At 33.7% G+C, this 12,593-nt stretch carries 12 protein-coding genes; all 12 read right to left on the minus strand.

Features of this window, described 5'->3' with window-relative positions; all coding sequences use genetic code 11:
• Nucleotides 1–15: 15 nt before the first annotated feature.
• Entirely contained in the window at nt 16–399 is a 384-nt protein-coding gene (gene flaG / locus KDN24_RS24035) for a flagellar protein FlaG (protein WP_409973314.1), read from the minus strand.
• A gap of 315 nt (nt 400–714) precedes the next feature.
• Nucleotides 715–1,896 carry a UDP-4-amino-4,6-dideoxy-N-acetyl-beta-L-altrosamine transaminase gene (gene pseC / locus KDN24_RS24040; RefSeq protein ID WP_409973313.1) on the minus strand — a complete coding sequence of 394 codons (1,182 nt, stop codon included), beginning with the start codon at nt 1,894–1,896 and terminating at the stop codon, nt 715–717.
• Nucleotides 1,897–2,080: 184 nt separating this feature from the next.
• Entirely contained in the window at nt 2,081–3,022 is a 942-nt protein-coding gene (locus KDN24_RS24045; protein ID WP_409973312.1) for a GDP-mannose 4,6-dehydratase, read from the minus strand.
• 29 nt (nt 3,023–3,051) lie between these two features.
• Nucleotides 3,052–4,101: a pseudaminic acid synthase gene (gene pseI / locus KDN24_RS24050; RefSeq protein ID WP_409973460.1), complete on the minus strand. Its 1,050-nt coding sequence runs from the start codon at nt 4,099–4,101 to the stop codon at nt 3,052–3,054.
• A 2-nt stretch (nt 4,102–4,103) separates the two neighbouring features.
• Nucleotides 4,104–5,150: a UDP-2,4-diacetamido-2,4,6-trideoxy-beta-L-altropyranose hydrolase gene (gene pseG, locus KDN24_RS24055; RefSeq protein ID WP_409973311.1), complete on the minus strand. Its 1,047-nt coding sequence runs from the start codon at nt 5,148–5,150 to the stop codon at nt 4,104–4,106.
• 144 nt (nt 5,151–5,294) lie between these two features.
• Nucleotides 5,295–6,020, minus strand: a complete 726-nt coding sequence (locus tag KDN24_RS24060; RefSeq protein WP_409973310.1) for a cytidylyltransferase domain-containing protein — start codon at nt 6,018–6,020, stop codon at nt 5,295–5,297.
• A gap of 88 nt (nt 6,021–6,108) precedes the next feature.
• Entirely contained in the window at nt 6,109–7,251 is a 1,143-nt protein-coding gene (wecB, locus tag KDN24_RS24065; protein ID WP_409973309.1) for a non-hydrolyzing UDP-N-acetylglucosamine 2-epimerase, read from the minus strand.
• Between the two features lie 20 nt (nt 7,252–7,271).
• Nucleotides 7,272–8,312 (minus strand): GNAT family N-acetyltransferase, encoded by a 1,041-nt coding sequence (locus tag KDN24_RS24070; RefSeq protein WP_409973308.1) that lies wholly within the window; start codon nt 8,310–8,312, stop codon nt 7,272–7,274.
• Nucleotides 8,313–8,325: 13 nt separating this feature from the next.
• Nucleotides 8,326–8,844, minus strand: a complete 519-nt coding sequence (locus tag KDN24_RS24075; RefSeq protein ID WP_409973307.1) for a GNAT family N-acetyltransferase — start codon at nt 8,842–8,844, stop codon at nt 8,326–8,328.
• A gap of 19 nt (nt 8,845–8,863) precedes the next feature.
• Nucleotides 8,864–10,027, minus strand: a complete 1,164-nt coding sequence (locus tag KDN24_RS24080) for a glycosyltransferase family 2 protein (RefSeq protein ID WP_409973306.1) — start codon at nt 10,025–10,027, stop codon at nt 8,864–8,866.
• A gap of 8 nt (nt 10,028–10,035) precedes the next feature.
• A complete protein-coding gene (locus KDN24_RS24085) occupies nt 10,036–11,205 on the minus strand; it encodes a glycosyltransferase (RefSeq protein WP_409973305.1) in 1,170 nt (389 codons plus the stop codon).
• Nucleotides 11,206–11,232: 27 nt separating this feature from the next.
• Nucleotides 11,233–12,585: a CDP-glycerol glycerophosphotransferase family protein gene (locus tag KDN24_RS24090; protein ID WP_409973304.1), complete on the minus strand. Its 1,353-nt coding sequence runs from the start codon at nt 12,583–12,585 to the stop codon at nt 11,233–11,235.
• Nucleotides 12,586–12,593: the final 8 nt, after the last annotated feature.

Genomic DNA, 12,593 nt, shown 5'->3' on the forward strand with positions numbered 1-12,593 from the left:
TTAAACACTCCTCACTTATAGCTTCTTGTCAATAAACAATCCTAAAAACTCTGTCATTTTTGCATACATATCTAATAACTCTTTAGAGGGAATTTCCCTAACCACTTTTTGTGTATCTTGGTCAACGACTTCAACATAGTAGCGTTCCAATTCCTCGTGCATTTTGAACTTTAACGATGTAAACTTTGGTTTTAAAAATTCATTCATGCCGTTCACAACGTGCTCGGCTTCTTCTTTCGTTAATTCTTTTTTCTTTTCATTATTGTTTTGTGCACTTAGCTGCTTATCTTGTTGTTCTTTAATTGTTGCTCCTTCTATTTTGTTTACGTCCGCGTGAATCGAACTTGAAACATAACCTGCGGAACGAGTAGAAGTAGACAAACCTTCAACTTTCATCATGAACAACTCCCTATACCAATAGATATCCTAATGTTTATATCGGCTAGATATGGAAAGATGTTAAATAAAAGGAAGGGAGTTTTTAAAAAACTCCCTTCCTTTTGAGAAAAGTTAACTTATTATTCTATTTTTACTATTGTTCAGAAAAATAAAGCTTAGTTCTCTATTACTACCATTGTTATATATATTTGGATGTCCCGGCCACATAAGCTCGTAATCTTTTGCCATAGATATTCACCTTTTCAATTCCTCAAAATTAAGGGAACGTCTTTAATATTTCACCGAAGATGATATTAATAGATTTTGTCCCAAAACTCACTTTAAATAAAATTCTATCACCTTTTTAACACCGGCCACTACGGATTCAACATCATCATTACTCATCTTTGGAAAGAGAGGAATCGTTATCGCAGCTTCATACCAACTTTCCGCAATGGAACATAAACCTTTTTTATAACCTAGATTTTGATAGTATGGATGCAGATAAACAGGAATGTAATGAACTTGGACTCCGATGTTTTCTGCACGCAGAGCCTCGAAAATCTCTCTTCTGCCGACATTAAGCTTGTCTAGCTCTAATGACAGGGAATAAAGATGCCAGCTTGAATCTGTAGTTATAAGCTGAGAAGGGATTTTCACACCTTCTAAGTCAGAGAATGCTTGATTATAATATTGTGCAATTTCTCTTCTTTTCTTAATGAAGCCCTCTAATTTCTTCATCTGTGAAATGCCTAATGATGCTTGCAAATCAGTTATCCGATAGTTATACCCTAGAGTCACCATCTCATGATACCATGGCCCTTCATCTTTTGATAAATGCTCATGTGTGATCCCATGGGAGCGAAATAAGCGCAGCTTTTCTGCATATTCATCTGAATCTGTAACGATCATTCCACCTTCTGCGGTCGTAATATGTTTGACAGGGTGAAAACTGAACATCGTCATATGTGCTTGCGTTCCAATCCTTTTCCCGTTGAAAGTAGCCCCTAAAGAATGAGCAGCATCTTCAATGATGACTAAATGATGTTTATCAGCAATTTTGCGAATTTCCTCCATATCAGCCGGCTGACCAGTAAAATCAACTGGAATAATAGCTTTCGTCTTAGATGTTATGGCTTTCTTAATCTCTTCTGGATCAATATTGTACGTTTCAGCATGAATATCAGCAAATACAGGTGTTCCACCACAATATAAAATACAATTCCCACTTGCAGCAAACGTAATAGGAGACGTAATAACTTCGTCACCACTGCTAATCCCTGCAGCAAAGGCCGCTCCATGCAATGCAGCTGTTCCATTCGCAAATGCCACCGCATGCTTTGCACCGACAAATTTGGCTATCGATCCTTCAAATTCATCAATTGTTGAACCTTGCGTAATAAAGGGACTTTTCAAAGTTTCAACAACAGCTTGAATATCTTCTTCATCAATCCATTGCTGGCCATATGATATATATGTATCACGTACTGGTTTTCCGCCTAAAATCGCTAGTGTCATGATGTTCCCTCCAAAAAGTCATGTTATCCGATTCACCATAGAGAATTTGCACCCAGATTTTCAATGAACAAATTGATCATTTCTCCCAAAAATCTAATGCATTCTTCTGGAGGCTTTAATTTCATTTCGTCAGATTTCGTCCACTTTAGAAATATACAACTCGTCATATATCAGAACGCTTCCATTATATGAGGTGACTCGTTTTAATCCATTCTTCCGTTCTACTAATACCCTCCTCCAAAGTTACCTTTGGCTCCCAACCTAAAAGACGTTTCGCCTTATCATAATTGCATAATAGTTTTTGAATTTCACTTTGTGGATGTATATGCTCCACATGCTTAATTCGCTTTTGATCGCCAACAATAAGATTCGCTAAATCATTAACAGAAATATCTCGCCCTAACCCTGCGTTTACAATTTCACCGTTCACTTGATCAGAATAACCAGCTTGCACAACAAAGCTTGCACAATCATCTACGAATAGAAGATCGCGTGTTTGAGTACCATCACCATAAATGTTTAAATCTTTACCCGCAAGTTTATTTTTAATAAAAATGGCAACGACTCCGCCTTCTCCACCTGTTTTTTGATATGGACCATACGTATTAAACGGACGGATGACAACGGTTGGTAGGCCATAAGCATAGTAGTAAGATAAAACCATATTTTCTGCAGCAATTTTCGAACCTGCATAAGGGGATGCTGGTTTAATTGGATGTAACTCCGTAATCCCTGTTTCATCCGTACAGCGATCATAAACCATACATGTACTCATAAAAACGACCTTCACATTATGCTTGCGACATTGTTCAAGAAGATAAAATGTCCCAAGCGTATCATTATTAAAGGTTGTTCTAGGATCATCTATTGAATCTTGAACATTGATAGAAGCACCTAAATGATAGCAAATATCAAATCTTGTATGTTCAAACTGCTTTTCTAGCAAAGTTTCATCCTTTATATCACCTATTATAAAGTCTTGAAGCCCCATCCTAAACTCTGCGATATTCTCTTCTCTGCCATTTGATAGATCATCTAATATCCAAACCTTATGTCCATCTGAAAGCAGTCTTTTTGCAACAGCACGACCTATGAAGCCTGCTCCACCTGTTAATAATATATTCATTGTGCACCTACCCATTAAGGTTTAATAATCTATAATAACTCCCAAGATAATGGAGTACCTTTTTTAATTTCTTTTTTTGCAACCTTTCCTAAAACACTTTTCAGATGTTTAGGAGGCAAACCAAAGCCCGGCCGGATTGCCCGAATGTTTTCCTTCGTGAAAGCTTCACCTGCTTTAATATCTTCAGCAACATATAAAGATCTCCGGTCTTTTAATGAAGGAAGTTCCGCTTTCGTTGGGCCGTAGCTAATTTTCCCTAAACTTTGCCATGCTCTTTCTGTTTCTACAACAAGAGCTTTCATTTCGTCAGGCTCCATCGAAAAAGCAGCATCCGTACCCCCTTCTGCTCTTGATAATGTAAAATGTTTTTCAATTACGGTTGCACCTAAAACAACACTTGCTACACTAACCCCAGTTCCCATCGTATGATCAGACAAGCCCACCTCACATTGGAACATATCACGCATATGTGGCAATGTTAGTAGATTTGTATTCTCTGGAGAAGCTGGATAAGTGCTCGTACATTTTAAGAGAATAATATCCTTGCAGCCCGCATTCCTTGCCGCTCTAATCGTCTCATCCAATTCTGCAACAGATGCCATCCCAGTTGAAATAATTAATGGCTTGCCTGTTGACGCTGCTTTCTCAATCAAAGGAATATCTGTATTCTCAAAAGATGCAATCTTATAGCAAGGAACATCAAGACTTTCTAAAAAATCAATCGCTGTTTCATCAAATGGGGAACTAAACGCAATTAATCCAAGTTCCTTACATCTTTTAAAAATCGGTTCATGCCATTCCCAAGGCGTATATGCCTCTTGATAAAGTTCATAGTATGATTGACCCTTCCAAAGACTGTCAGGATTATTAATAAAAAACTCGCCTTCATTTATATTTAAAGTCATTGTATCAGCGGTATATGTTTGTAGCTTTAATGCGTCTACTCCTGCTTTAGCCGCAGCTTCTACAATTTGCAATGCTCGCTCCAATGACTGATTGTGGTTGCCAGACATTTCTGCGATAATAAACGGCTTATGATTTTGGCCGATTAGCCTCCCTGCAATATTAACCGTGTTCATTGTCATGTTAAAACCTCCATAATTGCTTCTACAACAGGATGTGTTTGCAGCTTTTCCTCAGATTGCATTAACAGCTTTGCTTTCTGTCCAATTTCCGCCAATTTTTCAGGGTGTGCTAATGCTCCATTCATAATATCGACAAGTTTCGCTATATTTACATGCTCATGCCAGCCCATATTCCAAACGGCTCCAAACTCAGCAGCAGCTTCTGTTGAACCCAATTGATTATCAGCTACGATAGTGACAATTGATGGCAATCCGAGAAAACAACGCTCCCACATTGTTACACCGCCTGCCCCAAGAGCTAAATCTGCACGTGCCATAAGTTGGGCAAGATAATCGATCTGTATGTAAAAATGATAATTGTTTTTTTGACAAATTTTTTCTATATGCTGATGATTTACATTCGATAAGCCAACAACAACATGAATATTCAGTTTCGAAGTATCGATGTAGTCAAGAGCTTTTAATGCTTTCATTGTTTCATTTGTTGGATCTGATCCGCCATAGAAAATGAGAATATCCATTCTTTCTGTCAAATCATTTTCAACTTTGCTCGTTTTATAAAACTCCGGTCGTAGTAAAAGATATTTCGGTCCAAGAAGTTTTTTGCAATGAACTGGAACTAAAGCATTATAGCGGTTTTCAAATTCTTTAAAATAGTTTTGATCTAGAAGCACATCACAATCATGTTCTCTATTTGCCAAATCATCAACGATTAGAAGTTTTATCTGATTAATTGATTCTTTTATTGCCCTTTCCCATCGTGCATCAATTTTGTAGTGATCAACTATGACCAAGTCAACTTTATTTTTTTGTAAAATAGCAATTGTCAATTCTGCATCCTCTATAAAGTCACTAAATTCGAGAATTGGATAAACATTAAACTCCTTCTCTCGAATATATTCAATTAAATTTCCACTTACCTCAGTACAAATAAAGGAAATCTCAGCCCCTTTTTCCTTTAGAAAATGGGCGAGCGTAATACAACGCATAACATGGCCTGTACCTATTTCCGTTGAGGCATCAACTCTAAAAATAATATTCATAATGTGGCACATCCTAACCCACTAGTAAATGTTTTTTTAACGAAAAACTCCTCCTACGCCTATTATAACCGAAAGTGAGTAGAAGGAGATTATCCATGATATAATGATTTTTGCAAAAACAGTAAACAGCTAACAACATACTAACTATTCTACTGGCTTCTGCTCAATATGGGCATTAATAGCAGCAATCTTAGGATTATCAAGTAAAAAACGCACCACTTCACGACTTGTAATAAATAGATCACCTACAAAATGATCGGCAATTTTCTTACATAGATCGTAATCCTCTACAGTGTCTAATGTTATCCGTAGCTCCGGAAAAGTAATTGCTGCACTTGCTTTAATTGTTGACCATGAAAATTCCGTTGGGTATTCATAGGCATAATACGTGACATGCTCAAGATGACGTGACTCATGTCCACGCTCAGCAATTTTTAATAAAGCCTCTCGCGTAAAAAGTTCTACAGCAAGTCCTCTTGGAAGTGCCCCATCGATTTTCATAAAATCAGCTGGAACCATTTTCATCATTGAAATCATCTCGCTAGCCAGCTCGTAATCAACAAAAGGACAATCTGCCGTTACACGAATAACGTAATCAGCATGAAAAGGCTTTGCCGCCTGTACATAACGGTCAAGTACATCCTCTTCAGAACCTCGATAATAAGCAACACTTCTCTCCTTGCACCATTCCTCAACAACATCATCCTGAGGCGATGACGAAGTTGCGACAATAACTTCATCGACATCAACAATCTTTCTACAGCGCTCAACAACATATGTTAATACATCTGCATTCCCAAGTGCCTTCAAAATCTTTCCTCGAAGGCGAGAGGAACCGATGCGAGCTTGGATTATTAGAATGGGTTTCATTTAAACAACTCCAATGTATTAATATTCTTTTCTAATTATTTTCCTGATTTCAGGAAAAAGCGAATGAAAAGTGTTACTTTTTTAAACTTCATTCAAAAGACAATGGAGGTTTATCTACAACTCTAAAAAAGTAAAGAATCGCTTTTACAATTCTATTTGATGCAAATCCATCTCCGTAAGGATTGGAGGCTCTAGCCATTGATAAATATTTTTTTCGATCATTAAGCAACTCATTTGCTAATTGAAAAATTGTTTCTTCATCAGTACCTGCTAGCTTCAGTGTACCTGCTTCGACTCCTTCTGGTCTTTCGGTTGTATCTCGCAAAACTAATACTGGTTTTCCAAGTGATGGAGCTTCCTCTTGCACTCCTCCGGAATCAGTTAGTATTAAATAAGACTTTGCAATAAAATTGTGGAAATCTACTACACCTAAAGGCTCTATTAAATGAATCCTAGGATTATTACCTAATATTTCAATAGCAGCTTCTTGTACAACCGGGTTTAAATGAACCGGATAGACAACTTGAACATCTTTATTTACTTCTAATAATTTTCTTATAGCATTGAACATATTTCTAATTGGTAAACCTAAATTCTCTCTACGATGAGCAGTCAGTAATATCATACGATCATGACCGATTTTTTCTAGCACTTCATGATGGTACGAACTTTTGATAGTCGTTTTTAATGCATCAATTGCAGTATTCCCAGTAATAAAAATAGATTCTATATTTTTGTTTTCCTTTAATAGATTGTTGCATGATTTTTTAGTAGGTGTGAAATGTAAATCGGCTATTACACCTGTTAATAGTCGATTCATTTCTTCAGGATAAGGAGAAAACTTATTCATTGTTCTCAAGCCCGCTTCAACATGTCCTACTGCAGCCTGATTGTAAAATGCCACTAGACTTGCTGCAAAAGTGGTACTCGTGTCACCGTGAACTAGTACTAAGTCTGGTTTCACCTTTTTTATTATATTATCAAGACCTTCTAGCACTTTTGTTGTAATATCTACTAAAGTTTGGCTTTCTTTCATAATATTTAAGTCATAATCTGGAGTAATATTGAATGCTGAAAGTACTTGATCTAGCATTTCCCTATGTTGAGCAGTCACAGTTACAATTGAATCAATTTGCTCTGGATATTTTTGAAGCTCCAAAATTAATGGTGCCATTTTTATGGCTTCTGGTCGGGTGCCAAATATCGTCATTACTTTAATTTTATTAATCATAGCAATGCCCCCCATTTTATTTACCTAACTATTTCAAATTCATTATATGGCAAAATATAAATACCTTTATATTCCTTTTTAATTTCATTTAATGGTACTTTTTTTAATTGATTAATTGGGTTAATAATTTTTGTTAAATAATAATGATAACCTAGATCACTTCCCCAACTTTTCTTATATTTAAAGATTGGAGAGCCGATTTTATCACATGACTGCCAGTTATAATATAATAGCTCGTTTTCTCTTGCATATTGGATACTCCAATAATCAAGCAATACACCAGCCTTTGTATCCATATACTCGGTCCCAATCACCCTCATAAAATTATCCAGTGACTGCATTTGTTTTAGAAAGAATCCAGCCCCAATAATTTTATTATTTTGAAAAGCATATTGAATTATAACCCTATTACTACCAAAATTACTTCGTAATTCATTGAAAACTGGGAATGGATAAATTGTGCAGTTCGTTTCTGTCATTCTTGGTATATAGATTGTCTCATACCAGAATTCAAGTATAGACTTATCATAATTCTCATTTAAATAAATGCCATTATCCTCAGCCCTTTTTAGATTTCTTTTTAGATTATTTCTATTCTTACTAGTCATAACCGAAAATGGATCTATTGTTAAATCAATATATTGATAAAAATTTTCGTATATAAAATCTGGTTCCATTATATTTTTGTAAATATTCCCCTCTATAAAAGGTGGTGTACAAATCGTGACAAGTAATACATTGGATTGTTTAGCGAAGTCGTATAATTCATCAACCATTGATTTCAAAATTCGCAAGTCATTATTTAAAAAGCTTGCCCCTCCATAACCGACGAAAGGCATTGAATGTATTACATCTCCTAAATAAGAGTGATAATGGATAAATGGGAGTACTCCAATAATTTGATTTGAAGCTGATTTACAGCATATGTATTTAAACTCAAACTTTTCACCTATAGTTGCATACAAATGTTTCAATTCAATCGAATGTTGCACCAATCCAAAATTTCTTACAAAATCAATCACCTGGAAATTTTTATTGTGAATAATTTTTGAATAGATCATGAAATCACCTTATTTACTTTAAAAATTTGCTCATTAAAAATAAATCAAAAAATTCCCCATTTCGATATACTTCTTGTTTTAGACAACCTTCTTCTACATAACCATTTTTTCGAAAAAGTGACAACGAAGGATGATTAAAACTTAAAATTTGTACAGTCACCTTTCTGATATTAAACTCATTTACTAATAATCCTTCTATTAATTGTAGTGCCTGAGAGGCTAAGCCCTTTCCCCTATATTCACACTCTCCCATCACGATTGATAACATCGCTTTCTGATTACGATAATCTAAATTTGAAAATGATACAACGCCTATCGGAGATAATGTTTGAATATACTCAATGATAAAGATTCTACTATTGGAGTCAGTAAGTTTGTTAACGTACCAACGCTTCTCTTCCTCAAGATTACGCGGAATGAATGAAGTCAAAGTTGTATTTTTTGTCGTTTCATAATCATTATGCCATTTTTGAATATAGTGAACGTCTTGCTCTTCTATCGTTCTTAATCTAATTATCTTATTATCAAGCATTTTCTGATCACCATCTTTATTAATTTTGATAGTTTAATAATTGTTTGCGCAGTTCTATACTTGTAAAATGACAATTTAAATCATTATGTTTTGATGTCTCAAGATTATAGTGTGCATCTAAATAATTTGAACGATAAAATAGTGCTTTTTCGAAGCAAATATGTGCTAAACTAAATTTCCTTAACATCATTAAGCAGCAGCCCATATTATTATGAGCTTCAGCCAAACTTTGGTCTATTTCGATTGCATTATCATAATATTTATAAGCATTTTCATATTCCTGCCTCAAAAATGCTAGGTTACCTAAATAAAAAAAGACATATGGATTATCTATATGGACTAATGAATGAAATAGCTCTCGAGCTTGTTCGTATTCCTCTATTTTTATTAAAATTTTCGCCAACATCATTACTTGTTCATCTTCATGGTATGAAGATGAATAGACAATACATTTAATTTGGTCAATACCGATTTTCTTAACAATTTTCTTTTCAGCCGTTACTTGCTTCATATGGTTATTTGTTAAATTCTTGTCATGTCTTCTACAAATATAATATGAACCACTTTCATACCCAAATGTGAAGTTTTTTGCTAAATTAATTAGAAAATCATAGTCTTCAGCATGGATTAGTTCTTCATTATACTGAACTTGCTCAAAACATTTTTTTCTGAGCATCATACTGGCAGGTGCAGGAACTATTTGGCGAAAAAATAGATTTGTTAAAAATGTTTCTTTGTCAGAAAAATTCCCAATCGATTGAAGAACATTTAACTTTTTCAGTTGAGCATCAACAACTTGCACATCATTATACACAATATCTACTTCTGGATTATGTTCTAAAAACTCTACTTGGCATTTAACTTTATCTAAATAATACAAGTCATCAGCATCAAGAAAAGCAATGTATTTTCCCTTTGCTTTCTCAACCCCAAAATTTCTTGCAGCTGATGGACCACGATTTTCTTGAAAATAATAATAATAAGTAGGTATAGTTCCTTTTATTTCAATAAATTTCCTTTCTATTATTTCTCTTGATCGATCTGAAGAAGCGTCATCTACAACTATTAATTCAATATTCTTATATGATTGCCGAAATACACTGTCTATTGCTTCTTCAATAAATTTTTCTGTGTTATAAACTGGTATGATTATTGAAACTAAAGGGTTCTTAACTATCTCCATGAATTTTTTTATCCCTCTAATACACTGTAGTATAAATTTTTTAATTTATTCTTCTGATTTCTCCAAGAATAGAAATCTTCTGCTTTATAAAAATGTTCGTCTTTAAAAAAATTATTTTCTATTTTTTTTACAATATCATTAGCGATTTCTTCTTGTCTCATACCAATTGGATAAACAGCGCCTATATTATATTGCTTTACATATTTCGAAAAGGCAAATCCATCAAATGTAAAAAATGGAATACGAGAAAAAATAGCATCAAACAGTTTATTAGGTATAGTATATAAATAGTTTTTCATAAGATTTTCACCATAGTGCTCAGGAAAATAAAAGTAAGCATCACTAGCATGGATGTATTTTATTAACGTTTGGTATTCCTGTCTTCCTAAGAAAATTATTTTATTTGTTTTTAACTGATCATTAGTCACAGCGTTCGATGATAATCCATCACCAATAATAATAAGTCGATAGTTTTTAGGCATTATATTTACTAGGTTTATAATATTTTCAATTCCACGATCTGGCATAACATTCCCAGCAAACACCATATATTTTATGTTTTCTTCCAATCCTAACTTATTTCTAAGTATTTGTTTATTTATCTTTATTATGTCCGTCTCAAAACGAGTATTGAAAATTACTGTACGAGGACAATTTAATTGATATTCACTACTTAATGCTCCTAAAGTTTCTTCACTGACAGCTATAACCCCATCTGCGTAGCGAAAATAGCTTCCTCGATTTTTAGACAAAAGAACTGTGGTTTCATATTTTACTATATCATCCCCATAATATTTCTTTTCTATATAATCCAGAAAAAATTCATGACTATCTGCAATCCATTTAGCATTTTGTAGTTTTGCTAAAGTATATCCTATCGGCCAAGTTTCAGGATCGTGACAATGAAAAACATCAAAATTGCTATTCTCGTGATTGATAGCGTCATATAGATGGAAATGTGCCATCAAATATTTATCGATCAGTACAGTTGTCCCTAGTTTATAATCAAAAACCCTTTTGACATGTACTCCATCTTTGTATTCATATTCTTGTTCATGAGGTTCCTTCTGACAAAACAAATTGACCTCATAACCTAATTCTGCCATAGTTATTGCTGTTCTCCAAATACGAGGATTGCTTCCATCAGGATGATCGGAAAGCATTGCAATCTTTTTCATTTAATTTCCACCTCGTTTTTATTTAATCTAATTTACGCTAACAAAGATAAAATCAATATTTTCTGAAAGCCCAAAGGATTTTAAAGTTTTTATTACTTCGTCCTTACATGTTGATATTGTTATTATTATTTTTCCTTTATATATAGGTTCTTTGACTACTATACCGTCAATTTTGATTCCCTGCTTGTTTGTATCTGAGTCGTAAAAGCACTCAATATCATACCCTTCTTTTTTCATCCAAGTATAAACGATTTTTCCTAATTCTCCTGCGCCCCATATTACTATTTTTTGCCCAATATTATTATTGATAAATTCACGAATATTTTCCTTAGGATCATTTTGTAATTTTTTTTCACTAGATGAGTTTTCCTTTAAAATAGTTTTTATCGCTGTTACCGCACGTTTAGGAGCTAGTTCATCAACATAACTATATAAATCATTTATTAATTTTTCATATGGTAGATTTTTATTATTTAACTCTCTTTTTAGCAACTCTACAATTTCATTAGGAGTAGGTGCATGTGGAAGTATCTCTCTTATCAATAAATCTAAACTTTCTTGTGTTTTGCTTCCTTTGGAATCTAGCGAATCTATCAATATTATTGGTTTTCTGAACAACATTGCGTCGAAAATTGCACCACTATAATCACTTAAAACAAGATCACAATGATACAACAAATCAAACAAATCAGTAAACTCATCAAAAATAAATAAATTATTAGATTTTTTTATTGAATTGAGTTCAAAATTATTATCTATCATTATACTTCCATGGTGAAGCTTAACTACAACAACAAAATTTTCAGTAAAGATTGATAAATTTTCTATAAAATGATCCAAAGAGGATAATTCTTCCCAAGTTGGACAGTAAAGTAATATCGGCTTTCCAAACTCTCGCGGGAAATATTTTCCATTTAAATCAATTAATTGATTTTTATATGTGCTCTTTATCCGAGGGTGCCCAATATTTATTATCTTTGAATATTTTTGTAGTTTATTTTCAGCATAAGGTCCATAACTCAGCACTATGTCAAACTTTTTGTTCCATTCAGCATAATTCCAATAATCTTTTGCATATCCATATAACATTCTTACTAATTTTATCTTAGGATTAATAAAAGAAAATGCTGGCATAAAAAAAGGAGAGAGTATGGCTTCGAACTTTTCAGTTTCCACTAATAATTGTTCAAGTTTACAATGTTTCAAATTTTTACACTTAAAAAAATTTAAAAGTTCCTCATAACTACTTTTGTTCAAATTATTAATTGGAATACAAATAATATACTTTACGCTAAATCCGTTATTTTCGAGTTCTTGAGCAATATGCCGAAAATGTATATAATGAAAAATACTTGTACAAGCTATACCAATTTGGTGCATTTTAGATC

It is taken from the genome of Cytobacillus sp. Bva_UNVM-123, assembly GCF_046351715.2.
Classification (GTDB): Bacteria; Bacillota; Bacilli; order Bacillales; family Cytobacillaceae; genus Cytobacillus.